We start from the raw sequence: 25393 nt of genomic DNA on the forward strand, positions 1-25393 counted from the left end.
CGTGATCAATCCTCGCGTTTGACCACCAAAGTCAAAATGTCATAACTGGCTACCAACTCACCCAACTGGTTGGTCACTTCCACATCCCACGCCACCACCCCTTGCGGAACGCCCTGCGGGCTCTTCTTGCCCTGGTCGATCTTGCGCTTGCAGGTCAGGCGCGCCTGGATGGTGTCGCCGATGCCCACCGGGTTGATGAAGCGCAGGGTGTCGAGGCCGTAGTTGGCCAGTACCGGGCCGACGCCAGGGGATACGAACAGGCCGGCCGCTGCCGACAGCACGAAGTAACCGTGGGCGATGCGCTTGCCGAACTGCGATTCCTTGGCCGCGATCTCGTCGAAGTGCATGTAGAAGTGGTCGCCCGACAGGCAGCCGAAGTTCACCAGGTCCGCTTCGGTGACGGTGCGACGGTGAGTCAGCAGCGACTCGCCGATCTGCAGGTCCTGGAAGTGGCGACGGAACGGATGCACGTCGGTTTCGATGACCTTGGCGCCGCGCACGTACTCGCCGGTGACCGCCGCCAGCATAGTCGGCGAACCTTGCACCGCCGCGCGTTGCAGGTAGTGTTTAACCGCGCGCAGGCCGCCGAGTTCTTCACCACCGCCGGCACGACCCGGGCCACCGTGCTTGAGTTGCGGCAGCGGCGAGCCGTGACCGGTGGATTCGCCGGCGCAGTTGCGATCCAGCACCAGCAGGCGCCCGTGCAGGGCTGCCGCCACCGGAATTGCCTTGGCGGCGATTTGCGGATCCTTGGTTACGAGGCTGGCTACCAGGCTGCCTTTGCCGCGAGCGGCCAGGGCCAGTGCTTCGTCGAGATCGTCGTAGGCCATCAGGGTGCTGACCGGGCCGAATGCTTCGATATCGTGGGCGCCGCCCTCGGCATGCGGGTCGCGGGCCTGCAACAGGGTCGGGGCGAAGAAGGCGCCTTTGTCGACATTTACACCACGGGGTTCGAAACCGTCGCGGGCGCCGAACAGCATGTCGCTGCTCTGCAACAGCGCTTCCAGGCGCTCGGCCACGTCTTTCTGCTGGTCGTGGGAAGCCAGTGCGCCCATGCGCACGCCTTCCACCGACGGGTCGCCGACCACCACTTTGGCCAGGCGATCACGCAGGCGGGTGGCGACTGCATCGATGTGTTTGGCCGGGACGATGGCACGGCGGATGGCGGTGCATTTCTGCCCGGCCTTGGTGGTCATTTCCCGGGCGACTTCCTTGATGAACAGCTCGAACTCTTCGTCATCCGGGGTCACGTCCGGGGCGAGAATGGCGCAGTTCAGCGAGTCGGCTTCGGCATTGAACGGCACCGAATTGCGAATCAGATTCGGGTTGACCCGCAGCTTGGCCGCGGTGTCGGCGGAACCGGTGAAGGTCACCACGTCCTGGCCTTGCAGGCGGTCGAGCAGGTCGCCGGTGCTGCCGATGATCAGTTGCAGGCTGCCCGCCGGCAGCAGGCCGGATTCGTCCATCAGGCGCACCACGGCTTCGGTCAGGTAGCTGGTGGCGCTGGCCGGTTTGACGATGCACGGCATGCCGGCGAGGAAGCTCGGGGCGAATTTTTCCAGCATGCCCCAGATCGGGAAGTTGAAGGCATTGATGTGCACCGCCAGGCCGCCGCGAGGCACAAGGATGTGCGTGCCGGCGAAGGTGCCCATTTTGCTCAGCTGCATCGCCGGGCCTTCGTGGATGATGTTGCCCGACGGCAGCTCCCGCGAACCGAGGCTGGCGTAGGTGAACAGCGTGCTGTTGCCGCCTTCGATGTCGATCCAGCTGTCGGCACGGGTCGCGCCGCTGTGGTGGGAAATCGCGTAGAGCTGTTCCTTGCGCTCGCTCAGGTACAGGGCCAGGGCCTTGAGACGCTGGGCGCGCTGCTGGAAGTCCAGCGCCATCAAGCCGCTGACGCCCTGGCGACGGCCGTGTTCGATGGCCTCGGCGAAGTCCGGGCGCTCCTCATGGGTGCGGGCGATTTCATGGCCGTCGATGGCACTGCGCAGCACTTGTGCGCCCTGTTGGCCGATCCAGCGACCGGCGATGAAACTCTGCAGGGTAGGGGCATGCAGTGTAGGTGAAGAGGACATCACGATTGCTCCTGGTTATGAAAGGTTGTGGCGCGGCCTTAACCGCGCCATTCAGGGATTACCAAAGCGCCAGGGTGTAGCCGACGATCAGCCGGTTCTCATCCAGGGCGGTAGTCAGGCCATTGCCGGAACGGAAGGTCACGTTGCGCCAGCGCAGGCTGACGTTCTTCAACACACCGCTCTGGATGACGTAGTTGATATCGGTGTCGCGCTCCCATTCACTTCCGTTGTCGACGCTGCCGGCCTTGACATGGCTGCCGTCGGTGTAGCGGGTCATGAAGGTCAGGCCGGGAATGCCTTGCGCCGCGAAGTCATAGTCGTAACGTAGCTGCCAGGAATCCTCGTCGGCGCGGGTAAAGGTGTTGAAGGTCACCAGGTTGACCACGTACGGATCGCCGCCGTTGAGGAACGGAAAGGCGCTGTCGCCGGATAATTGCTGGTAAGCGGCACTGACCTTGTGGGCACCGTGGGACACCGTGAACATGCCGTTGAAGTTGCGGTTGTCGATACGCCCGGCCCGTTCGGCACCGTCACCCCGGCTGTCGAAATAACGCAGGTCGCTGCGCAGGTTGAAGCCGTTGCCCAGCGGTTGCGTATGCACCAGTCCGGCGAATTGCTGGCGATAGATCTGGTCGAGCTTGCCGTAGTAGTAACTCAGGTTCAGTTGCGGACTGAACGCGTAGCTGCCGCCACCGAAGTCGAAGCTATCGCTGGTGGCGGCGCCGAAGCCGATGTCATCGTTACTGGAGGAGTCGCGCAGGTTGGCCTTGGTCAGGCGTCCGGCATTCACTGTCAGGTCGTCGATTTCCTGGCTGGTCAGCAAGCCACCTTCAAAGGTCGAACCCAGCAGGCGTGTGTCGTTGTAAGTCGCCACGGGCAACAAGGGTTGCAGGGTGCCGAGTTTCAACACGCTTTTGGATACGCGCAGTTTGCCGGTCAGGCCCAGTTCGCTGTAATCGTCGTCCGGCTCATGGCTCTGCGGGCCGAACGGCAGCAAGCCGGTGCCACGACGGTCCGGGCTGGAGTCGAGCTTGAGCCCCAACTCGCCCAGTGCATCGAGACCGAAACCGAAGGTGCCGTCGGTGAACCCGGATTCGATGCGCGCAGTGAATCCCTGGGCCCATTCTTCGGCCTTGGATTGCGGCGCGTTGTCCTGACGGAAGTCGCGGTTGATGTAGTGGTTGCGCATATCAATGCGGGCCTTGCTGTCGCCGATGAAGTCGGCCATGGCGCAAGGGGCGATCATGGGCAGACTCAATGCGGCGGTCAGCGAAAACAGTGATGGGTAAGACGTGGTACGTGCGGGTGTCATTATTTTTATTCCCTGCCAACTGTTCGGTCGTCGTTTAGTGTTTGCTGGCGCCGGTGGCACCGATGCCGGTCATCGAGCGGATGAACTGCGCCAGATAACGGCCACGCTCAAGGGCTGCACGGGGCGAGGTGTCGGTGACGGAAAACAGCCATGCACTAAAGAACGCCAGGCTCATGGAAAACAGGGCCGGGTTGGAGTACGGGAAAAGTGCCTTGTCGTGATGCATCACGTTGACCCATACCGCCGGGCTCAGCACCAGCAACACAATCGCCGAGACCAGTCCGGACAGGCTGCCGAGGACCGCGCCGCGGGTGGTCAGGCCTTTCCAGTACATCGAGAGGAACAACACCGGGAAATTCACCGACGCGGCGATGGCCAGCACGAGGCCCGAGAGGAACGCAATGTTCTGCGATTCGAACAACAGGCCGAGGATGATCGCCAGCACACCGATGCACAGGGTGGCGATTCGCGACACGCGCATCTCTTGCTGCTCGCTGGCCTGGCCCTTGCGCATCACGCAGGCATACAGGTCGTGGGACACCGCCGAGGCGCCGGACAGCGCCAGCCCGGCAACCACCGCCAGAATGGTGGCGAAGGCGACCGCCGAGATGAAGCCGAGGAACAGGTTGCCGCCTACTGCCTGGGCCAGGTGCACGGCGATCATGTTGCCGCCGCCGATGATCGCGCCGCTGGCGTCACGGAACGCCGGATCGGTGCCGACCATGACGATGGCGCCGAAGCCGACGATGATCAGCAGCAAGTAGAAGTAGCCGATGAAACCGGTGGCGTAGAACACGCTTTTACGCGCTTCCCTGGCATCGCTGACGGTGAAGAAACGCATCAGGATGTGCGGCAGGCCGGCGGTGCCGAACATCATGCCCAGCCCCAGGGAAATCGCGTCGATCGGGTTGGACAGCAAGCCGCCGGGGGCCATGATCGCATTGCCCTTGGCATGCACGGCGGTGGCACCGGCAAACATCGCTTCAGTGCTGAAACCGAAATGCTTGAGCACCATGAACGCCATGAAGCTGGTGCCGAACAACAGCATCACCGCCTTGATGATCTGCACCCAGGTGGTGGCGAGCATGCCGCCGAAGGTCACGTAGAACACCATCAACACGCCGACCAGCATGACTGCGTAGAGGTAGTCGATGCCGAACAACAGTTCGATCAGCTTGCCGGCGCCGACCATCTGCGCCACCAGGTACATCAGGGCCACGGTCAGGGTGCCGAAGGCCGAGGTCAGGCGCACCGGGGTCTGTTCCAGGCGATAGGACACCACGTCGGCAAAGGTGTATTTACCGAGGTTGCGCAGGCGTTCGGCAATCAGGAACAGGATGATCGGCCAGCCGGCGAGCACGCCCAGGGCGTAGAGCAAACCGTCGTAGCCATTGAGGAACATCATCGCGGAGATGCCGAGGAACGAGGCGGCCGAGATCATGTCGCCGGCAATCGCCAGACCGTTCTGGAAACCGGTCATGCCGCCGCCAGCGGTGTAAAAGTCGCTGGTGGAGCGGGTGCGAAGTGCCGCCCAGCGAGTCACGCCAAGGGTGAACAGCACGAACACCAGGAACATGCCGATGGCGTTCCAGTTCAATGGTCGGGCCGCGCCGTCGGCAGCCAGCGCAACATCAGTGACAGCCGCCAGCGGCAGCAGGAACAGCGCGAGAAGGCGGTTCATCGGGCGCACTCCTGCTTGAGTTTTTCATTCAGCGGGTCGATCACGTTGTTGGCGCGATAGACATAGAAACCGGTCAGCGCAAAGGCCAGCCCGACGATGACGACACCCACCAGCATGCCCACGGTGGTCACGCCGCCGCTGAGGGATTGGCCGAGGGTAGAAGGGGAGAAAGCCACCAGCAGCACGAAGCCGTAGTAAATCACCAGCATGGCCAGGCTCAGTGACCAGTACAGCTTCTGTTTACGACGAACCAGCTGGATGAAATCCGGGTGCTGGCGAATGAGTTCTACTTCCTGGGGTGTCATGACGCGCGCTCCTTTGTTGTTTTTGTTTTGGGTGAAACGGTGAATTCGGGTCGATCGCTGAAACTGTGGGAGCGGGCTTGCTCGCGAAGAGGCCATCACATCCAACATCGCTGGTGACTGATCTACCGCTATCGCGGGCAAGCCCGCTCCCACAGGGTTTGGGTTGTTCCTGTAAACGGGGTTTCAGAGCTGATCGAAATCCAGCACTACCTTGTCGCTGATCGGGAAGGCCTGGCACGACAGCACGTAGCCGGCGGCCACTTCGTAGTCTTCCAGGGCGTGGTTGCTGTCCATTTCCACTTCGCCTTCGATGACCTTGCACTTGCAGGTCGAGCACACGCCGGCCTTGCACGAGTAGGGCAGTTCCGCACCTTGCTCGTTACCCGCTTCGAGGATGCTCTGGCTGTTGCGCGGCAGGTCGAACGCCAGGGCGCGGCCGTCGCTGATCACGGTGATCTGGCTGACCGCCGCATCCACCTGACGGGCGGCTTCACGGGCGGCGCGCTTCTGCTCGCTGCCGGCGGCGGCGAACAGTTCGAAATGGATCCGCTCAGGTTGCATGCCCTTGGCCTTGAGGCTGTCGCGCACGGTCTCGGTCATTTCCTGCGGGCCGCAGATGAAGGCGGCGTCGAGGGCCTTGACGTCGAGCCAGCGGCTGAACAGTTGCTCGCACTTGTCGGCGTTGATCCGGCCGTTGTACAGGTCGACGTCCTGCTGCTCGCGGCTGAACACGAAGATCAGGTTCAGGCGTTGCAGGTAGCGGTTTTTCAGGTCTTCCAGTTGCTCGCGGAACAGCGCACCGGAGCTGGAGCGGTTGCCGTACAGCAGGGTGACGCGGCTGTGGGGCTCGGTTTGCAGGGTGGTCTTGATGATCGACAGGATCGGCGTGATGCCGCTGCCTGCGGCCACGGCCAGGTAATTGCCATGGCGTGCCGGGTCGAGTTCGACGCAGAAGTGCCCGGCGGGTGGCATCACCTCCAGGGTGTGTCCGGCTTTCAGCTGTTCGTTGGCAAACGCCGAGAAACGGCCGCCGATGACACGCTTGACGGCGATGCGCAGCTCACCGTCGTTGACCCCGGTGCAGATCGAGTAGGAACGGCGTACTTCTTCGCCGTCCAGTTGGGTGCGCATCACCAGGTGTTGGCCCTGGGTGAAGTGGAAGCTGTCCTGCAAGTGCTGCGGAATTTCGAAGGCGATGGACACCGCGTCACGGGTCTCAGTGCGCACGTCCTTGATGGTCAGGCTGTGAAATTTGCTCATTGTTGTTCTCCAGCTGGGACGGCCTATTCGCCGCTCAGATGCACTTGAAATAGTCGAACGGTTCCCGGCAATCGACGCAGCGGTACAGCGCCTTGCACGCGGTGGAGCCGAACTGGCTGAGGACCTCGGTGTGGGCGCTGCCGCATTGCGGGCACACAACCTGCGGGCTTTCGCCGAGCAGGCTGCGCTTGCTGGTGCTGCCCTCGGGCGGTGCGATGCCGTAGGCGCGCAGGCGTTCGCGACCGCTGGCGCTGATCCAGTCGGTGGTCCAGGCCGGGGTCAATTTGCGCTCAAGCTGCGGCGCCTTGAATCCGGCCAGTTCCAGCGCTTCGCGGATGTCGCTCTCGATCACTTCGGTGGCCGGGCAGCCGGAGTAGGTCGGCGTGACCACCACGTGAAGGTGACCGGCCTGCCAGTCCAGGTCGCGGACAATGCCCAGGTCGACCACGCTGACCACTGGCACTTCCGGGTCCATGACCTCTGCCAGAATCGCCCAGGCGACAGCCAGGTCGGTCGGTTGTGCCGGCCGGGCGCCGAGGTCGCTGGCGATCAGCTCACCAGGTTGCATCGGGGTACGCTCGTGGCAGGAACTGCATTTCGGCCAGCAGGATGCCCAGGTGTTCGGTGTGCAGGCCCTTGCGTGCATTCAGGTAGAAGTAGTTCGGCGTCGCAGGAACGGGCAGGGTGGCGCTGGTGAAGATCTGCTCGACCTTGGCCTGCCACTGGGCGGCCACGCTGGCGATGTCCGGGGTGATGCCGGCTTCGCACAGCTGTTGTTCGCTGTCATCGGCGGCGATCAGTTCCACGGTGAAGCGCCAGACTTCGGGGATGGCCGCGAGCATGCGCTTGTGGCTTTCCTCGGTGCCGTCGCCCATACGCTCGATCCATTCGCCGGAGCGGCGCAGGTGATAGGTCACTTCCTTCACCGCCTTGGCGGCGATCCCGGTGATGCGTTCGTCGCTGGACTGGCTCAGGCCCTGCAGCACCGGCAGATGCCAGGCGTCATAGAGGAACTGCTTGAGCATGGTCACCGCGAAGTCACCGTTGGGTTGCTCTACCAGCAACAAGTTGCGGTAGGCGCGCTCGTCACGACGGAACGCCAGGTGATCGGCATCGCGGCCGTCGTCCAGCAGTTCGGCGGCGTATTCCAGCCAGTTGCGGGCCTGGCCCACCAGGTCGAGGCCGACGTTCATCAGCGCCAGCTCTTCTTCCAGCGCCGGGGCCTTGCCGCACCATTGGCACAGGCGCTGGCCCTGGATCAGGGCGCTGTCGCCGAGGCGCAGCAGGTATTCGATCAGATCAGTCTTGTTGTCCATGGTCGACCTCACATGTGCCCGACTTCGGCCGGCAGCTCATAGAAGCTGGCGTGGCGGTAAACCTTGTCGTCCGACGGATCGAACAGCGGGTCTTTTTCATCCGGCGACGAGGCGGTGATCAATGCCGAAGGCACCACCCACAGGCTCACGCCTTCGCTGCGACGGGTGTAGAGCTCGCGGGCGTTCTCGATGGCCATGGTGGTGTCGGCGGCATGCACGCTGCCGACGTGCTTGTGGTTGAGGCCGTGCTTGCTGCGCACGAAGACTTCGAAGAGGGTCCACTCGGACATTTCAGTTACTCCACATCAGGTGGCCGGATCAGGCGGCGTTCTTGTTTTGTTTTTTGCGGGCGTGGGCGACGGCGGCTTCACGAACCCAGGCACCGTCTTCAATCGCCTTGCGGCGGGTGGCGACGCGTTCCTGGTTGCACGGGCCGTTGCCCTTGAGCACTTCGTAGAATTCGTTCCACTGGATTTCGCCGAAGTCGTAGTGACCGCGTTCGGTGTTCCATTTCAGGTCCGGGTCGGGGCAGGTGCAGCCCAGCAATTCCAGTTGCGGAATGGTCTGGTCGATGAAGCGCTGGCGCAGTTCGTCGTTGCTCTGGCGCTTGATTTTCCAGGCCATGGACTGGGCGCTGTTCGGCGAGTGTTCGTCGCTCGGGCCAAACATCATCAGCGACGGCCACCACAGGCGGTTGATCGCGTCCTGGACCATGTCTTTTTGCGCCTGGTTGCCGTGGCGCATCATGGTCAGGAGGATTTCGTAGCCCTGGCGCTGGTGGAAGCTCTCTTCCTTGCAGATGCGCACCATGGCCCGGGAGTAGGGGCCGTAGGAGGTGCGCTGCAGCACCACCTGGTTGACGATCGCCGCACCATCCACCAGCCAGCCCACCGCGCCCATGTCGGCCCAGTTCAGCGTCGGGTAATTGAAGATGCTCGAGTACTTGGCCTTGCCGCTGTGCAGCTTGGCGACTTCTTCGTCGCGGTCGGCGCCCAGGGTTTCCATGGCGCTGTACAGGTACAGGCCGTGGCCGGCTTCGTCCTGGATCTTGGCCATCAGTTGCAGTTTGCGTTTGAGCGATGGCGCGCGGGTGACCCAGTTGCCTTCGGGCAGCATGCCGACGATTTCGGAGTGGGCGTGCTGGGAAATCTGCCGGATCAGGGTCTGGCGGTAGGCATCTGGCATCCAGTTCTTGGCTTCGATCTTGATTTCTGAATCGATTTTTTCCTGGAAGGCGCGTTCCTGTTCGGACATCTCCGAGAGGTCCTTGATGCGTTTGACGCCGGTTTCTACGAGCTGTGCGTACATTTTTGAGTTCCCGCCTTGAATCTGTTCTGGGGCATGGGGAACTTTATAAGCGATACAGAATTTAATATCAAACACAAAATGACGTGTCGTATTTGTTTTTTGTATCGCTTTGGGGCTGGGGGGCTTTGGGTGGGTGTGCATATCCGTTTCTTGGGTAGCGGCGGCTGGCGGTTTCGCCCTTACGGCGACTTACTTTTTTTACAAGCGCCTAAAAAAGTAAGCAAAAAAACGCTCGCCCCGAACGTACGGCCCCTCGCCTGGGCTCGGGGTTCCTTCGCTCCGGCATTCATCCGGGGGCATCGCCTCCGGTCGGCTTCGCTCGACCTCCTCTCGATGTGTTCGGCTGCGCCGAACGGCGCTGCGCGCCCACCCCCGGATGAACGCCTCCGCTCAGCCTTCCGAGGGGGCGGGTGGATCAAGATCAAGAGCTGCAGGCGAGCTAACGCTCGGCCTGATGAGTGGTGAGGAGCGAAGGTGTACGCCGGCCTGCTTTTGCTCTTCTGTGGGAGCGGCGGTGCGGCGATCCGACTTGCCCGCGATGACGGCCTGCCAGCCAACTCAATTTTCACAGACGAACGAACCCCGCGATCAGGCCGGCCGGTAGGCCGCCTCGCTTTTGCTTTGGCTTTTGATCTTCTTGCCCCCTCGAGAGGCCGAGTGGAGGTTCTGCGCAGTGGGCAACCCGGCATGGATGCCGGGTTAGCCGCCGCCGGCCCAGAGTGTGTCAAAACTTCTAAGCAAACCCTTGCTATGATTTCCCAGGATTTCATCGCAAGGGCTGCCCATGAAACGCTTCATTCAAGGTGAACACCGAGGTCAAAGTACCTTGCTCCCCGAGAGCCTGGACGATTACGTCAGCGACACCAATCCGGTGCGTGTTGTCGATGTCTTCGTTGATGAACTTGACCTGATCACCTTGGGTTTTGAAAGCGCTGTCCCCGCTGAAACCGGCCGACCGGCTTACCACCCGGCAGTCATGCTGAAGATCTACATCTACGGCTATCTAAACCGCATCCAGTCGAGCCGACGCCTTGAGCGCGAGGCGCAGCGCAACGTCGAGCTGATGTGGCTTACCGGTCGACTGATGCCGGACTTCAAGACCATCGCCAACTTCCGTAAAGACAACAGCAAGGCCATTCGAGGCGTTTGCCGACAGTTTGTTGTGCTGTGTCAGCAATTGGGGCTTTTCACGGAAAATTTCGTCGCCATAGATGGCAGCAAATTTAAGGCTGTGAACCACCGCGACCGCAACTTCACCAGCGCCAAGCTGAAACGCCGGATGGAAGAAATCGAATCGAGCATTGCCCATTATCTGAAGGCGCTGGATGCAGCTGATCGGGAAGAGACCAAGTCTTCAGGGCCCAAAGGCGGCCTGGAAGAGAAAATCGCCAAACTGAAGGAGCAGATGAAGGCGCTTCAGGCGATTGAAATACAGCTTGAGGAGTCCCCGGACAAACAGGTCTCACTGACCGACCCGGACGCGCGCTCCATGATGACGAGCGGCAAAGGGATCGTGGGTTACAACGTACAGACGGCGGTCGATACCAAGCATCATCTGATCGTCGCGCACGAGGTGACCAATGAGGGTCATGACCGTGATCAGCTCAGCTCGATGGCGCTGCTGGCCCGTGAGGCGATGAAACTCGAATCGTTGTCGGTGGTGGCTGACCGAGGGTATTACAAAAGCGGGGAGATCCTTGCCTGCCACGAGGCAGGGATTAGCGCTTATGTGCCGAAGACGCTGAGCTCGCGCGCCAAATTCGATGGCCGCTTCAACAATGACGAGTTTGTTTACGACGCGGACAAAGATGTGTACGTCTGCCCTGCCAAGGAAGTGCTGATCTGGCGCAATTCTTACGTCGATAAAGGCAAGAAGCTGAACAGTTACTGGAGCTCGAACTGCAGGTCCTGCTCGATAAAGGCGCAATGCACACCGGCCAGGGAGCGAAAGGTTCGTCGCTGGGAACATGAAGCCGTGCTGGAGGAAATGCAGGTCCGTCTGGAGAATGCGCCGCAGATGATGAGCATCCGCAAGCGGACCGTCGAACATCCCTTCGGGACGCTCAAACAATGGATGGGTGCGACACACTTTTTGACCCGGCGGCTTGCCGGGGTGAGCACCGAAATGAGCCTGAATGTGCTCGCCTACAACTTGAAGCGAGTGATGAAAATCCTCGGTGCGCAAAATCTGGTGAAAGCGCTGGCGGCCTGAAAAGGCCCTTGTTTTGCCCCGATTGAAGCGCTGTGACGTGTTGGTAGCGACCCTGAGAACCGGCTGCGGCTACGTGGAACGCTTTAGCTGTGATTAGCAGGCCAAAGCAGCGTCTGCGCTGCGCGCCGACGCTGCTTGAGCCGGTTTTTACACACTCTGGGCCATGGATGGCCGATGGCGGCGGGCCCACGGAGCAGGACCGGAGCGAGGGCACCCTGAGCCTAAGCGAAGGGCCGAACGTCAGGGGCAAGAGCCCTTGGTTACTTGGGGCTTTTCCAAGTAACCCGCTGTAAGAGCGGAACCATGGGTGGCCGTTACCAAAAAAATGGATATGCCCCCAAAACCAAAACCCAAAAAAAGCCCCGCAAAAAGCGGGGCCATAAAGGGTGCAGCAGTCATGCTTTAGGACGTTTATCCAACACGTGGCAAGCCTTGCCCTCCGACCGCTTGATCGAATGAAACGGCTGCAAAACGATCCGCGAACTGATCCCGATATACGTCTTGATGTGCTTGCTCAACTCCCCGCAAACAGCCTTCTGCTGTTCATCGGTCAGATGCTGGTGCTCAGCCTTGAGCTCGACATGCACATCAACGCTGTCCAGGTTGCCATTGCGATACAGATGGATCTCATAGCACTCGGCAAGTTGTTTAACTTTGAGAACCTGTTCCTCGATCTGCGTCGGAAACACGTTGACCCCGCGGATGATCAGCATGTCATCGCTACGGCCGGTGATCTTGTCGATACGCCGCATCCGCCGTGCGGTGCCCGGCAGCAGGCGCGTCAGGTCGCGGGTGCGGTAGCGGATCATCGGCAGGGCTTCTTTGCTCAGGGAGGTGAACACCAGTTCGCCCATCTGCCCGTCCGGCAGCACTTCGCCGGTGACCGGATCGATGATTTCCGGGTAGAAGTGGTCTTCCCAGATGGTCGGGCCGTCCTTGGTTTCGGCGCATTCCATGGCGACACCCGGCCCCATGATTTCCGAGAGGCCGTAGATGTCCAGGGCGGTGATCCCCAGGCGTTGCTCGATGGCGCTGCGCAGTTCGGCAGTCCAGGGTTCGGCGCCGAAGATGCCCAGGCGCAGGGCCAGTTTGTGCGGGTCGATGCCCTGGCGCTCGATTTCATCGGCGATGTTGAGCATGTAGGACGGCGTGACCATGATGATGTCCGGCTGGAAATCCTTGATCAGCTGCACTTGTTTTTCGGTCTGGCCGCCGGACATCGGGATCACCGTGCAGCCCAGGCGTTCGGCGCCGTAGTGTGCGCCGAGGCCGCCGGTGAACAGGCCGTAGCCATAGGAAATGTGCACCTTGTCGCCACGATGGCCACCGGCAGCGCGGATCGAGCGGGCGACGACGTTGGCCCAGGTGTCGATGTCGTTCTGGGTGTAGCCGACCACGGTCGGTTTGCCGGTGGTGCCGCTGGACGCGTGCAGGCGCACGATGTCGTGCATCGGCACGGCAAACATGCCGTAGGGGTAGTTGTCCCGCAGGTCGGACTTGGTGGTGAAAGGGAATTTCGCCAGGTCGTCGAGGGACTTGATGTCGTCCGGGTGCACGCCCAGCGCATCGAAACGCTGACGGTACAGCGGCACGTTGTTGTAGGCGTGGTTCAGGCTCCAGCGCAGGCGCTCCAGCTGATGCTGGCGCAGCTCGTCGATGCTGGCGGTTTCCAGCGGGTCCAGCACAGGGTCCAGCACGGCTTTGGCTATTGGCATGTTCATGTGTTCACTCGAATTGTTTTTGTGTTCCAGCCCTTTTGCACAAGGGCTTTGAGTGCATGCCCCAAGGATACCTCTCGGCTCCTTGGGAATCGCGATTCTTTAGTGGGATAGACGCTCGATGATCAGCGCGATCCCCTGGCCGACACCGATGCACATGGTGCACAGGGCGTAGCGGCCGTTACGTTCTTCCAGCTCATGCAGGGCGGTGGTCACCAAACGTGCGCCGCTCATGCCCAGTGGATGGCCCAGGGCGATGGCGCCGCCGTTGGGGTTGACCCGTGGGTCGGTGTCGCTCAGACCCAATTCACGCAGCACCGCCAGACCCTGTGCGGCGAAGGCTTCGTTGAGTTCGATCACGTCCATGTCGGCCAGGCTCAGGTTGGCCACTTCCAGCACCTTGCGGGTGGCTGGAACTGGACCGATGCCCATGATTCGGGGCTCGACCCCGGCGGTGGCCATTGCTACAAAGCGGCCTCGGGCGGTCAGGCCGTGGCGTTTGGCGACTTCCGGGCTGGCCAGCAACAGGGCGCAGGCCCCGTCGTTGACCCCGGAGGCGTTGCCGGCGGTGATGCTGCCGCCTTCGCGGAACGGCGTACCCAGTTTGGCCAGCTGCTCAAGGGTGGTGTCGCCGCGCGGATGTTCGTCGTGCTCGACCACTTTGGCCGGGCCTTTGCGCTGGGGAATTTCCACCGCGACTATTTCCCTGGCCAGACGTCCATTGGCCTGGGCGGCAGCGACGCGTTGCTGGCTGCGCAGGGCGAAGGCGTCCTGGTCGGCCCGGGAGATGTTGAACTGTTCGGCGACGTTCTCCGCCGTTTCCGGCATGGAGTCGATGCCGTAGGCCTTTTTCATCAGCGGATTGACGAAGCGCCAGCCGATGGTGGTGTCGAAGATCTCGGCCGACCGGGAAAACGCCTGCTCGGCCTTGCCCATCACCAGCGGCGCGCGGGACATGGATTCGACGCCACCGACCAGCATCAGCCCGGTTTCGCCGCTGCGAATCGCCCGGGCGGCGGTGCCGATGGCATCCAGCCCGGAACCGCACAGGCGATTGAGGGTGGTGCCCGGCACGCTGACCGGCAACCCGGCCAGCAATGCCGACATGCGCGCGACGTTGCGGTTGTCTTCGCCGGCCTGATTGGCGCAGCCGTAGATCACGTCGTCGACCGTGCTCCAGTCCACTTGCGGGTGGCGGCGCAGTAGTTCGCGCAGCGGTACCGCGCCGAGGTCGTCGGCGCGCACGCTGCTCAGGACACCGGCGTAACGGCCAATCGGGGTCCGGACGGCGTCGATGATCAGGGCGTCATTCATTGGGAGTCTCCTGCGCCAGCACCGGGCCGCGCACTTTGTAGGATTTGCCATGGAACAGGGCGATCAACTGGCCCTGCTGGTTTTCGATGCGCACGTCATAGTTGCCGGTACGCCCGGAACGGCTCTGCTCGATGCAGTCGGCGTTCAGCGTGTCGCCCAGGCGCGCCGGGGCGATGTAGTCGATGCTGCAACCGATGGCCACCGTGGCTTCGTTGTAGCTGTTGCAGGCAAAGGCGAATGCCGAGTCGGCCAGCGCGAACAGGTAGCCGCCGTGGCACGTGCCGTGACCCTGGACCATGTCGGCCCGCACGCTCATGCCGACCCGGGCGCAACCGGGGCCGGCCGAGAGCAGGCGCATGCCCATGGCCTGGCTGGCGTTATCACGCTGGAACAGCGATTGCGCGCATTCACTGGCCAGGGACATGGCTTCATGGTTAGTCATGGAATGTTCTCCCTTCTGTGACGCGACGGCGCAGCAGCAGCGACGGCCGGTAGCGTTCTTCGCCATAACTGGCTTGCAGGTTTTCCAGCGTTTCAAGAATGTGCGCCAGGCCAATGGCATCGGCCCAGGCCAGCGGTCCTTGTGGATAATTGACCCCGGCGCGCATGGCCAGATCGATGTCGGCGGCCGAGGCCACGCCTTGCAGCAGGGCGTCGGCGGCCTCGTTGGCGAGCATGGCCACGGTGCGCAGGACGGCGAGGGCCGGGCTGTCGCTGAGCAGGCTGACCTTGAGGCCGGCCCGTTGCAGCAGGGCAACGCCTTGCTCGAGGGCCTGCGGATCAATGCCTGCCGCATGGCTGATGGCGATGCGTTTGGCATTGCCGTAATCGAACGTCAGATCCAGCAGGATCAGGTTGCGCAGCCCGTCTTCGCGAGCCCGCTGACAGGCCATGCGCCCGTCGCTCAAGGCCAGCACGGCATCACCGACCCGCAGCAAACCTCGACCATCGCGCTGGATGATCTCGACGCCTTGTTCATGCAAGCGTGCGAGCAAGCCTTTAGCGATACCGAGGTCGCCTTCCACGGCACAAACTTCGACCTTCGCAGCGCTGCTGATTTCAGCGGCGTGCGGGCGCTCCGTACCTTGGGCGTAGCTGTAGAAACCCTGGCCGCTCTTGCGTCCCAGGCGCCCGCCGTCCACCAGTTCTTTCTGGATCAGCGACGGCAGGAAGCGCGTGTCCTGGTAATAGGCGTCGAACACCGAGCAGGTCACGGCGTAGTTGACGTCGTGGCCGATCAGGTCGGTCAGCTCGAACGCGCCCATGGCAAAACCACCGGCCTCACGCATCAGCGCATCCAGTGTCGGGCAGTCGGCCGCGCCTTCCTGGAGCATCCGCAGGCTTTCGGCATAGAACGGCCGGGCCACGCGGTTGACGATAAAACCGGGCGTCGAACGGGTGTGCACCGGTTTTTTGCCCCAGGCCTTGGCGGTGTCGTACAGGCACTCGGCGAGTGCCGGATCGCTGGCCAGGCCGGAGACGACTTCCACCAGCGCCATGACCGGTGCCGGGTTGAAGAAGTGCAGGCCGAGCAGGCGTTGTGGATGCTCAAGCTGTGCAGCGATGCTGGTGATCGATAGCGACGAGGTGTTGCTGGCCAGAATGCAGTGTTCGCCGCAGATGCCTTCGAGCTGGCGGAACAGCGCGCGCTTGACGTCTAGGTTCTCGACGATGGCTTCGATGATCAGATTGCAGTCGGCCAGGGCTTCGATGGCTTCCACCGCTTGCAGGAGGGCAATCGTTGCGCTGCGCGACTCAGCCGACAGCTTGCCGTTCTCGACTCGCTTGCCCAGCTGGCGGTCGATGCCTTCAATCGCTTGGGCGGCAGCGCCGGGACGATTGTCCAGCAGCAAAACCGGATGGCCGGCCTGCGCCGCAACCTGGGCGATACCGGCACCCATGGCCCCGGCGCCGATCACGGCGATGCGTGCGTTGGTGTTCAGTGCAGTCATGACTCAGCGCCCCTTGAAAACTGGGGTGCGTTTTTCCATGAAGGCGCCGACGCCTTCGCGGTAGTCCTCGCTGCGCCCGGCCAGGCGCTGCAGGTCTTTTTCCAGCTCTAGCTGTTCGTCGAAGCTGTTGCTCAAGCTGGCGTTGAGGCTGCGTTTGATCAGCGCCAAACCGTAGGTCGGCTGGGTCGCCAGGTGGCGGGCCAGTTTCAGCGCTTCGTCGCGTAAATCGGCGTCGTCCACACACTGGTAGATCAAGCCCCATTGCTCGGCTTGTTCGGCGCTCAGGCGGTTGCCGAGCAAGGCCAGAGCCTTGGCGCGGGCCATGCCCACCAGACGCGGCAGGGTCCAGGTGCCGCCGGAATCCGGGATCAGGCCGATCTTGCAGAACGCCTGGATGAAACTGGCCGAACGCGCCGCCAGTACCAGGTCGCAGGCCAGCGGAATGTTGGCGCCAGCCCCGGCCGCCACGCCATTGACCGCGCAGATCACCGGCAATGGCAGGTCGCGCAATTGGCGGATCAGCGGGTTGTAGAACTTCTCGATGGACTCGCCCAGATCCGGCACGGCGCTGCCCGGCGCGACATTGCGGTCGCTCAGGTCCTGCCCGGCGCAGAAGCCGCGGCCTTCACCGGTCAGCAGCAACACGCGCACGTCCGGGTTCTGCCGCACTTGCTTGAGTGCTTCCTTCACTTCGCCATGCATCTGGGTGTTGAAGCTGTTGAGCTGCTCCGGCCGATTGAGGCTGAGCAGGGCGACGCCGGCGTCGATGGAAAACAGGATGTGTTCGAAGTTCATGGTCTTGGCGTTCTCTTGGCAGTCGTTCGAATTCGGATGTCAGTGGCCGCTTTATTGCCCGGTGAAAGTCGGGCTGCGCTTTTCCTGGAAGGCTGCAATGCCCTCGTCGCGGTCGCGGGTGCCGGCCAGCACGGTGAAGGCGTGACGCTCGAAGCGCAGGCCGCTGGCCAGGTCGGTGTCCATGGCCTTGAGCAGCGACTCTTTGGCCAGGCGCACCGCCAGCGGTGCCTTGGTCGCGATGCTGCGGGCGATGTGCAGGGCGCGCTCGACAGTGAATTCCGGTTGGGTGACTTCACTGACCAGGCCGACGCGCTGGGCCTGACGGGCGTCGATCGGCTCGCCGGTCAGCACCATCTGCATGGCCATGGATTTGCCCACTGCGCGCAGCAGGCGTTGGGTGCCACCGGCGCCGGGCATGATCCCGAGGTTGATTTCCGGCTGGCCGAAACGGGCGTCAACGCCTGCGATGATGATGTCGGCGTGCATCGCCAGTTCGCAGCCACCGCCGAGGGCGAAGCCGTTGACGGCGGCGATCAGCGGTTTGCTGAAGCGGGTAATGGTTTGCCACGAAGCCTGGCGCGGGTCGTCGAGGATGCCGACCAGGTTGCGTTCGGCCATTTCCTTGATGTCGGCGCCGGCGGCGAAGGCCTTGCGGCTGCCGGTAAGGACCACGGCGCGGGTGTCGGGGTCGGCTTGCGCGATATTCAGTTCAGCGGCCAGTTCGCCCAGCAACTCGGTGGTCAGGGCGTTCAGGGCCTGCGGGCGCTGCAGGGTAATCAGGCGGACGCCAGGCTCGATCAATTCGACGGCAAGGGTCAGAGGCATGGCGGATGCTCTCACGGTGCACGCTCGGCGTGGTGCCGGCTCGTTATTGGATCGGCCGCAGGGGCCGGTTTTGCCCAAGTATAGCTATAACGTGATACGTAAATGCAATACGGAAATGTATTTAATGTGTCTTATTGGTGTGAGTTTCGATTTTTTGGCTTTCTGATGGAGAGGCGCTTATAGCGGGTTTTACCCAGAAAACATTGGGTTTTATGGTGATTTTAGAGGCGCGTTGACATTCGTCGGGAAGGTGCATTTCAAGTGATACGGTTTTTAGTCTTTGTGCTGTTAAAAGTGATGTGATACAAAATGAATCATTAATTGCATCGCTTTATGAAGGAAGCTTCCATGACCTGCTACAGCCTTGATGGCCTGACTCCGGTGGTTGACCCGAGCGCTTATGTGCACCCGTCTGCCGTATTGATCGGTGACGTGATCATCGGCCCCCATTGCTATGTCGGCCCGCTGGCCAGCCTGCGCGGGGATTTCGGGCGGATCGTGCTGGAAGAGGGCGCCAACCTGCAGGACACCTGCGTGATGCACGGTTTCCCCGACAGCGACACAGTGGTCGAGCGCAATGGCCACATCGGCCACGGCGCGGTGCTGCACGGTTGCCGGATCGGCGCCGATGCGCTGGTGGGCATGAATGCGGTGGTGATGGACAACGCCCGGATCGGCCCGCGTTCATTCGTTTCGGCGGCGGCGTTCGTCAAGGCCGGCTTCGAATGCCCGGAACAGTCGCTGGTCATGGGCGCACCGGCCAGCATCAAGCGCAGCCTCAGCGATCAGGAAGTGGCGTGGAAACAGGCCGGCACCCGGGAATATCAGCAACTGGCCCAGCGTTGCCTTACGCAGATGCAGGTCTGCGAACCGCTGAGCGAACCGGAGCCGGATCGTCCGCGTATCAGTGACAGCGGGTTGCGGCCCAAGGGCAGTGCCTTGTGAACACTGAACCCCCTTGTGGGAGCGGGCTTGCTCGCGAAGGCGGTGTGTCAGTCTACAAATTTGTCTTCTGACACTCCGCTTTCGTCGGATCGCCGCCCGGAGCAAGCCCGCTCCCACAAGGGATTGGGATTAACCCCATAGGTTTCGGTATATTCCTTTTCTTTTTTCGCACGGAACGCCCATGTCGTCCCTGACTCCCTTGAACCATCTGATTACCCGCTTCCAGGAGCAGACGCCGATCCGCGCCAGTTCCTTGATCATCACGTTGTACGGGGATGCCATCGAACCCCATGGCGGCACCGTCTGGCTGGGCAGCCTGATTCAGTTGCTCGAACCCATCGGCATCAACGAACGGCTGATCCGCACCTCGATTTTTCGCCTGACCAAGGAAGGCTGGCTGACTGCCGAGAAAGTCGGTCGTCGCAGCTACTACAGCCTGACCGGCACCGGCCGCCGGCGTTTCGACAAGGCTTTCAAGCGGGTCTACAGCACCACGATGCCGGCCTGGGATGGCTCCTGGTGCCTGGTAATGCTCTCGCAACTGACCCAGGACAAACGCAAACAGGTGCGCGAGGAACTGGAGTGGCAAGGCTTCGGCGCGATTTCGCCGGTGGTGCTGGCCTGTCCGCGTAGCGACCGTTCCGACGTCAACGCGACCCTGCTCGACCTCGGCGTCCAGGAAGACACCATCGTCTTCGAAACCACCGCCCAGGACGTACTGGCCTCCAAGGCCCTGCGCCTGCAAGTGCGTGAGAGCTGGAACATCGAGGAGCTGGCGGCGCACTACAGCGAGTTCATCCAGCTGTTCCGGCCACTGTGGCAAGCCCTGCGCGAGCAGGAAAACCTGCAACCGGCCGACTGCTTCCTGGCGCGGGTGCTGCTGATTCACGAGTACCGCAAGCTGCTGCTGCGCGACCCGCAACTGCCGGACGAGTTGCTGCCCGGCGATTGGGAAGGCCGCGCCGCCCGCCAGTTGTGCCGCAACATTTACCGTTTGATCTACGCCAAGGCCGAAGAATGGCTGAACGCTGCGTTGGAAACGGCCGATGGCCCGTTGCCGGATGTGGGTGAAAGCTTCTATCGGCGTTTTGGCGGACTGAAATAGCACGTCATTGTTCAGGGAGCGGTGCGGTTCAGGAGACGTGAAGCATCCGATGTCGTGTGGATTGACGTAGACAATAAAAATAAGCCTGCGCGAGGCCTGACATGATTTCTACTACAGCACAGCGCCATGATGGGTTCGACCAGTGGATCCATCAGATCAACCAGATCTGTGGCGCCTTCAACGCACAACCCCTGGGCAGCGAATTTGCCGGGCGTATCCGTGAATACCAGAGCGATGCGCTCAAGCTCAGTTTCGTCGATGCGTGCCAGGCGCGTTTGTACCGTACGCCCCAGGAAGTCGCGGCGGGCGAGGGCGGCAAGTATTTTGCGGTGTTCCAGCTCGACGGCACGGCGGGCATGGCCCAGGGCGACGACAAGGTCTTGCTGTCTCCCGGCGACATCACGCTGATCGATGCCGCGCGGCCCAGCGACTTTACCTACGGCGAAAACTCCCGGCAGTTGTCATTGATCCTGCCGTATCAACTGGTCGAGCAAACCCTGCGCTTCAATCAGGTCAGGTGTGGCCACCGGATCGCCGCCACATCGCCCATTGCGGTGCTGTCGCACCGGCTGATCCTCGATGCCACCCGCCAGCAGCACCTGACCCGCCAGGAAAGCGAAGCGACCCTGGAGGCGATTGTCAGCCTGCTGCGCCCGGCGATCAGCCAGGCCGACGACAGCAGCGACTCCCATGAGCGGATCTTCCGCAAGACACTCACCTGCATCGACGACAACATTCGCTCCGAAGACCTGTGCCCGGAATGGCTGGCGCGGGAAGTCGGCATGTCCACCCGTGGCCTGTACCGCATGTTTGCCAAGAAAGGATTGGTGGTGGCGCGCTACATCAAGAACCGTCGGCTGGATTTGTGCGCCGAATCCCTGCGCCGGTCAGGCAAGGAGGAGAAGTTGTCGGTGCTGGGGTATTCGTGGGGGTTTTCCGATTCGAGCTATTTTTCCACCGCGTTCAAGTCGCGCTTCGGCATTGCGCCGGGGGAGTATCGCAAGCGGCATGCTTGATCGTTTGCATGGGCACCGCCTGACCCTGTGGGAGCGGGCTTGCTCGCGAAAGCGGTGTGTCAGTCAATGAAGTAGTCGACTGACATACCGCTTTCGCGAGCAAGCCCGCTCCCACAGGTTTTTTGTGTGCCTTACTTCGGTGAACTGAGGTTCAGCGTCGGTGTTTCATCGAAGAAGTTCCAAGGCTTGAGCAGCACATGCACCCACTCGGTCGGCATGATCGGCCACTCTTCGGCGCGGGCGATGTGGGTGGTGCCGGTGGTCAGCCAGACCACATCGTCGGTGTTCTCGATGGAGTGGTTGTCCTGGGTGAACTGCCCCAGGCCCGAGTCCTTGTCCGAGCGGTTCGGGTACTTGCCTTCCGGGTACTTTTCCTCGGGGTTGTATTGCGTCACCCACAGCTGCTTGTCCATGAAGCTGAGGCGGTGGTAGAGCCATTCGTCCTTGCCGAAGTTGGCGCCCTTGGCCACCGGGTGCGTGCCGCCGGCGTACGGAATCAGTTGATAGGAAACCGGGTTGCCGACCTTGTTCTCCTTGCTGAGGTTGGTCAGCAGGCGCACGGTCGACGGATCGAATTTCTGTGCTGCCTGTTGCTCGGTGCCGACCACTTTGGTTTCGGTCTGCATGGTGCTGGTGCGCGGGCCGCCACGGTCGTTGGGCAGCACCACCGGGTTTACTTCCACCAGCGAGTTCTGCTCGCCATCCACGTCCATATCGAGGCGGAAGTTGTAGATGTGCTGGTGCGTGGTGCCGACGATGTTGTGGTCCAGCAGGGTGCCGTAGCGCGTGTCTTCCTTGGCGGTGTCTTCGTGCATGGTTTTGGACTTCACGCCCTTGACCGCTTCGATGCCGGTAGCGCCAGCGTCAATGCCGATGGTGCCGTTCTGCTGGAAGACCCAGTCGAAGATGTAGTCGTAGTTGCCCACGGTGCTGATCCAGCGCACCACCAGTTCACGACGCTCGGTGCTGAGGTTGGGCTGGCCCATTTCCTGGTGTTTGTATTCGGGGCCGGCGTAGCGCTCGAACACCGCCATGGCGCGCGGGATCGCGGTCGGTGCGCCGGTGTAGTCGGCGATGGTCGCGTCCAGCAGCACGGCGTTTTGCGGCGCGTCTTTGCCACGGGCAATCGGCGAAGTCAGGGTGCCCATGCCGTAGTCGCCGGAATCGAGGTAGGCCTTGAAGTACCAGCCGATGTCCGGGTCGCCGTAAGGCACGATCATGCCGCCCAGCGAGCCTTCGTACATGATCTTGCGCTTCTTGCCCTTGTCGTCGTAGGTGACGGTGGACAGGATCGGCCCGACCCGCGAGTCGAGGCGAACGTGGAAGTCCCAGTTCTGCCAGTGAATGCTGTTGCCGCTGATGGTGTAGTTCTTGCCCTCGGGCTCGATGATTTCCAGCGGTTTGACCGCCACGCCCTGGCGTCCGCGCCCGTCATACGGCGTCGGTTTCATCGGCACCGGAATGAGCGCTTCGTCTTCGATCTTGATCAGCTTCTTCTGTTCCAGATCGACAATCGCCACCAGGCCCTCGATCGGGTGCGCCCAGTAGTTGCCGTCACCGGTGTTGAGGTAGCTGACGATTTTCAGCAGGCGCTTGTCTTGCTCCAGGCCGTCCTTGCCGTCGAAGTAACCTACGGTCAACGGCGTGGCCACGACCTTCTTCACGTCGTTGATGCCGCGCTTGGCCAGGGCCTGGGCGTATTCCGGGCTGGTTTCCACAGCCGTCTGCACCGTGGCGAAGTCGTCCAGCAGGACCATGCCGTGGGCGCCTTCGATCGGCTTCCAGGACTTGAGTTCATTCTTGTCGAGGTCGACCAGGGCTTCGATCACGTGCTTGCCATCGAGCACCACGATTGACGCCTCACGCGGCTGGGTGACGTTCTGCCCGGTGAAGACGAAGTTCCACACCTGATCCTTCGGCGGCTCCTTGACCGAGACTTCGGTGAAGCGGAAGCCGGGCTTGTAGTTTTCCGATTTCTTGACGATGTCCACGGCCGTGGTGATTTCGGCTGCGCTCAGGGGATTGAGCGGGTTGGGGCGGGTTTCGACGACGAAGGTCTTGTCCAGCCCGGACTGGAACACCTGGTTGATAAAGTCCTTGGACATGAACGCCGTATGGTCCTTGAACACCACCGGCACCGTCAGCTCGATACGCTTGCCGTTGAGCATCGCCACTTTGCTGTCGGGCTTGACCTTGAGGTAGACCCCGTCCTTGGCAATGGTGAACAGATTGGCGTAGTCGTCCCATTTCACCGTGGCGCCAAATTCCTCAAGACCCGCTTGCAGCGGCACCATGTCGGCGTGACCGCCATGGGCCTGGGCAGTGTTCGCCCAGAAAGGCAGGCCGAGGGTGCTCAAGGTGATGGCCAGGGCCAGGCGGGCAAGCGGAGTTCTTTTGGGCGACGCTTTGGGGCTGAACATGGGTGAATTCCTGGGGAAAAGCCGGGTACGGGCATTCCTGCACTTTGTTACAACCCGTCAATGGATGCTTTTGAATGCCTGCCAGATTTCTTTGGTTGCGTGCCGCAATCCAGCTTTCCTGACGAAATGCACCATGGCAAGGGGATAAAGTGCCCGATGTGGCGGCCGCAAACCATTGCTTCAAGTTAATAGGAAGCATTACTATTCACGCCCCGTCTCCACAGCACACCGCAATGACCCTCAAGCTGCCCCGCAGACACGGCTTTTTCGAGCATTACGAAGAGTTGGTTGGCACCTGGACCCGTCGCCTGAGAAATCGTCAGCAGGCCGAGGACCTGGCCCACGACACCTTCGTGCGGGTGCTTGAGTCCGATTCGGCGGTGGTGCAACAGCCCCGGGCGTATTTGCACCAGACCGCGCGCAACATCGCCGTGGATGGTTATCGGCGTGAGGACCGGCGGGGTGCCATGGAGTCCGAGGCGATTGATCTCAGTGAGTCGCCGACCGGCGACCCGGAGCATTTCATGCACGCGATCCAGTTGGCGGATTCCATCGAACGGGCGCTCACCGAGCTGCCGGTCAACTGCCGCAAGGTGTTTGTCTGGCAGAAAATCGAGGGTCTGACCCAGGCAGAAATCGCCGAACGCCTGGGGCTGTCCAAGAACATGGTGGAAAAGTATATGATCCGCACGCTTCGGCACCTGCGTGATCGCCTGGACGGGTTGCAGTCATGACCGACCGCGTCTTCTCCTCCCCAGCCAAACAGGAACTTCCATGATGGATACTCGTGATTGCGCGTGCGGGCAGACTGCGGTTCGCGATGACGCGGCGCAGTGGTTTGTGCGTTTGCAGGAGCCTGTTGCGGATGTCGAAATGCGGCGCCAGTTCCAGCTCTGGCTGGACCAGCACCCTCAACACCGAAACGAATTCGAAGTGCTCCAGGGTTTGTGGAGCGCCGCCGACCTGATGCCGGCGGCGCGTTTGCGTGCCCTGTGTGAAACCCCGCCAGCCCTGAAAAAGCGTCGTCCGGTGCTGCGTTACACGGTGGCCGCCAGCGTGCTCGCGGTAGCGCTTGGCCTGGGCCTGTTCAGCGGCTTCAATCATCCGGCGCCTTACACCGCCGAGTTTTCAACAGCCCTGAATGAGCGCCGCCATGTGGCGTTGCCGGACGGCTCGGTGGTGGATCTGGACAGCCGCAGCCGGATCCAGGTGCGCTTTGAAAAGGGCCAGCGCCACGTTGAGCTGAGCGAAGGCGAAGCGATGTTCAGCGTCGAGCACGACACCAGCCGACCATTCGTGGTCGCAGCGGGCAATGGCAAGGTCACGGTCACCGGCACCCGATTCGATGTACGCCATGGCGCCAGCGAAACCCGCGTGGTGGTGGAGCAAGGCACCGTCAAGGTTCAAGGACGCGATGCCGCCGATAACGATTTCATCAATTTGACGGCAGGCCTTGGTACCCACGTCGATGCCCAGGGCAAAGTTGCCGCCGCCTATGCCGTCAACCCGGCGGAAATGACTGCCTGGCGCAGCGGCAAACTGGTGTTCAACAACGCCAGCCTGGCCGATGTCGCCGAGCAGGTCTCGCGTTATCGCGAGAAGCCGCTAAAGGTCGCCAGCGCAGCGGTGGGCGATCTGCGCCTGACCAGCGTGTTCAAATCCGGCAACACCGATGCGCTGCTCAAGGCCTTGCCGAGCATCCTGCCGGTGGCCGTGCGCACCCTTGGCGATGGCAGCCAGGAAATAATTTCAAAATAAAATTCAGGTTTTTTTCGAGTTCATCGTCTTCCTGTTCAACTGCAACTGGTTTGCATTAACAAGCGCACACTCTTGC

22 protein-coding genes are annotated in these 25393 nt (G+C 61.9%); 6 read left to right on the forward strand and 16 right to left on the reverse strand.

Going from position 1 to position 25393, the window contains the following annotated elements; all coding sequences use genetic code 11:
* Nucleotides 1-5: 5 nt before the first annotated feature.
* From paaZ to paaA, 9 genes are all read right to left on the reverse strand, one after another.
* The gene (paaZ, locus tag AC3IT6_RS09125) at nucleotides 6-2075 is read right to left on the reverse strand and encodes a phenylacetic acid degradation bifunctional protein PaaZ (protein WP_489354949.1); all 2070 of its coding nucleotides are present in this window, start codon (nucleotides 2073-2075) and stop codon (nucleotides 6-8) included.
* A 58-nt stretch (nucleotides 2076-2133) separates the two neighbouring features.
* Nucleotides 2134-3387: an OprD family porin gene (locus AC3IT6_RS09130; RefSeq protein WP_489354950.1), complete on the reverse strand. Its 1254-nt coding sequence runs from the start codon at nucleotides 3385-3387 to the stop codon at nucleotides 2134-2136.
* A gap of 34 nt (nucleotides 3388-3421) precedes the next feature.
* Nucleotides 3422-5068 carry a cation acetate symporter gene (locus AC3IT6_RS09135; RefSeq protein ID WP_489354951.1) on the reverse strand — a complete coding sequence of 549 codons (1647 nt, stop codon included), beginning with the start codon at nucleotides 5066-5068 and terminating at the stop codon, nucleotides 3422-3424.
* Nucleotides 5065-5373, reverse strand: a complete 309-nt coding sequence (locus AC3IT6_RS09140) for a DUF485 domain-containing protein (RefSeq protein ID WP_046042846.1) — start codon at nucleotides 5371-5373, stop codon at nucleotides 5065-5067. The genes AC3IT6_RS09135 and AC3IT6_RS09140 overlap by 4 nt, the downstream gene beginning before the upstream one ends.
* A 183-nt stretch (nucleotides 5374-5556) precedes the next feature.
* Nucleotides 5557-6633, reverse strand: coding sequence for a 1,2-phenylacetyl-CoA epoxidase subunit PaaE (paaE, locus tag AC3IT6_RS09145; protein ID WP_489354952.1), 1077 nt, complete (start codon nucleotides 6631-6633; stop codon nucleotides 5557-5559).
* Between the two features lie 34 nt (nucleotides 6634-6667).
* Nucleotides 6668-7201: a 1,2-phenylacetyl-CoA epoxidase subunit PaaD gene (paaD, locus tag AC3IT6_RS09150; protein ID WP_489354953.1), complete on the reverse strand. Its 534-nt coding sequence runs from the start codon at nucleotides 7199-7201 to the stop codon at nucleotides 6668-6670.
* Complete coding sequence (paaC, locus tag AC3IT6_RS09155) at nucleotides 7188-7949, reverse strand: 1,2-phenylacetyl-CoA epoxidase subunit PaaC (protein ID WP_458370953.1); 762 nt, start codon at nucleotides 7947-7949, stop codon at nucleotides 7188-7190. The genes paaD and paaC overlap by 14 nt, the downstream gene beginning before the upstream one ends.
* 8 nt (nucleotides 7950-7957) lie before the next feature.
* Nucleotides 7958-8239, reverse strand: a complete 282-nt coding sequence (paaB, locus tag AC3IT6_RS09160; protein ID WP_007943393.1) for a 1,2-phenylacetyl-CoA epoxidase subunit PaaB — start codon at nucleotides 8237-8239, stop codon at nucleotides 7958-7960.
* A 28-nt stretch (nucleotides 8240-8267) separates the two neighbouring features.
* On the reverse strand, nucleotides 8268-9257 hold the full coding sequence (paaA, locus tag AC3IT6_RS09165; RefSeq protein WP_489354954.1) for a 1,2-phenylacetyl-CoA epoxidase subunit PaaA: 990 nt from the start codon (nucleotides 9255-9257) through the stop codon (nucleotides 8268-8270).
* Nucleotides 9258-10041: 784 nt separating this feature from the next.
* On the opposite strand from paaA, the gene AC3IT6_RS09170 reads away from it, so the two are divergent.
* On the forward strand, nucleotides 10042-11469 hold the full coding sequence (locus AC3IT6_RS09170) for an IS1182 family transposase (RefSeq protein ID WP_489351041.1): 1428 nt from the start codon (nucleotides 10042-10044) through the stop codon (nucleotides 11467-11469).
* 395 nt (nucleotides 11470-11864) lie between these two features.
* Here AC3IT6_RS09170 and paaK read toward each other — a convergent pair whose 3' ends face one another.
* The 6 genes from paaK to paaF form a co-directional block, all read right to left on the reverse strand.
* Nucleotides 11865-13190: a phenylacetate--CoA ligase PaaK gene (paaK, locus tag AC3IT6_RS09175; RefSeq protein ID WP_489354955.1), complete on the reverse strand. Its 1326-nt coding sequence runs from the start codon at nucleotides 13188-13190 to the stop codon at nucleotides 11865-11867.
* Nucleotides 13191-13289: 99 nt separating this feature from the next.
* Complete coding sequence (pcaF, locus tag AC3IT6_RS09180; RefSeq protein ID WP_489354956.1) at nucleotides 13290-14501, reverse strand: 3-oxoadipyl-CoA thiolase; 1212 nt, start codon at nucleotides 14499-14501, stop codon at nucleotides 13290-13292.
* Nucleotides 14494-14943 carry a hydroxyphenylacetyl-CoA thioesterase PaaI gene (paaI, locus tag AC3IT6_RS09185; RefSeq protein ID WP_489354957.1) on the reverse strand — a complete coding sequence of 150 codons (450 nt, stop codon included), beginning with the start codon at nucleotides 14941-14943 and terminating at the stop codon, nucleotides 14494-14496. The genes pcaF and paaI overlap by 8 nt, the downstream gene beginning before the upstream one ends.
* Nucleotides 14936-16453 (reverse strand): 3-hydroxyacyl-CoA dehydrogenase PaaH, encoded by a 1518-nt coding sequence (paaH, locus tag AC3IT6_RS09190; RefSeq protein ID WP_489354958.1) that lies wholly within the window; start codon nucleotides 16451-16453, stop codon nucleotides 14936-14938. Before paaH ends, paaI begins: the two co-directional genes overlap by 8 nt.
* A 3-nt stretch (nucleotides 16454-16456) precedes the next feature.
* The gene (gene paaG, locus AC3IT6_RS09195; RefSeq protein ID WP_150725775.1) at nucleotides 16457-17248 is read right to left on the reverse strand and encodes a 2-(1,2-epoxy-1,2-dihydrophenyl)acetyl-CoA isomerase PaaG; all 792 of its coding nucleotides are present in this window, start codon (nucleotides 17246-17248) and stop codon (nucleotides 16457-16459) included.
* Nucleotides 17249-17299: 51 nt separating this feature from the next.
* Nucleotides 17300-18073: a 2,3-dehydroadipyl-CoA hydratase PaaF gene (gene paaF, locus AC3IT6_RS09200; RefSeq protein WP_489354959.1), complete on the reverse strand. Its 774-nt coding sequence runs from the start codon at nucleotides 18071-18073 to the stop codon at nucleotides 17300-17302.
* A 348-nt stretch (nucleotides 18074-18421) separates the two neighbouring features.
* Here paaF and paaY point away from each other — a divergent pair, with 348 nt between their 5' ends.
* From paaY to feaR, 3 genes are all read left to right on the forward strand, one after another.
* The gene (paaY, locus tag AC3IT6_RS09205; RefSeq protein ID WP_150725777.1) at nucleotides 18422-19018 is read left to right on the forward strand and encodes a phenylacetic acid degradation protein PaaY; all 597 of its coding nucleotides are present in this window, start codon (nucleotides 18422-18424) and stop codon (nucleotides 19016-19018) included.
* A 181-nt stretch (nucleotides 19019-19199) separates the two neighbouring features.
* Nucleotides 19200-20123, forward strand: coding sequence for a phenylacetic acid degradation operon negative regulatory protein PaaX (gene paaX / locus AC3IT6_RS09210; protein ID WP_008003007.1), 924 nt, complete (start codon nucleotides 19200-19202; stop codon nucleotides 20121-20123).
* 101 nt (nucleotides 20124-20224) lie between these two features.
* Complete coding sequence (gene feaR / locus AC3IT6_RS09215) at nucleotides 20225-21139, forward strand: transcriptional regulator FeaR (RefSeq protein ID WP_489354960.1); 915 nt, start codon at nucleotides 20225-20227, stop codon at nucleotides 21137-21139.
* A 131-nt stretch (nucleotides 21140-21270) separates the two neighbouring features.
* Here the strand turns inward: feaR and tynA are convergent, their stop codons facing one another.
* Nucleotides 21271-23559, reverse strand: coding sequence for a primary-amine oxidase (gene tynA / locus AC3IT6_RS09220; protein WP_489354961.1), 2289 nt, complete (start codon nucleotides 23557-23559; stop codon nucleotides 21271-21273).
* Between the two features lie 233 nt (nucleotides 23560-23792).
* On the opposite strand from tynA, the gene AC3IT6_RS09225 reads away from it, so the two are divergent.
* A complete protein-coding gene (locus tag AC3IT6_RS09225; RefSeq protein WP_057713991.1) occupies nucleotides 23793-24293 on the forward strand; it encodes a sigma-70 family RNA polymerase sigma factor in 501 nt (166 codons plus the stop codon).
* Between the two features lie 40 nt (nucleotides 24294-24333).
* The gene (locus AC3IT6_RS09230) at nucleotides 24334-25317 is read left to right on the forward strand and encodes a FecR family protein (protein WP_489354962.1); all 984 of its coding nucleotides are present in this window, start codon (nucleotides 24334-24336) and stop codon (nucleotides 25315-25317) included.
* Nucleotides 25318-25393 lie beyond the last annotated feature (76 nt).

This window comes from Pseudomonas sp. KH_017 (genome assembly GCF_057840285.1).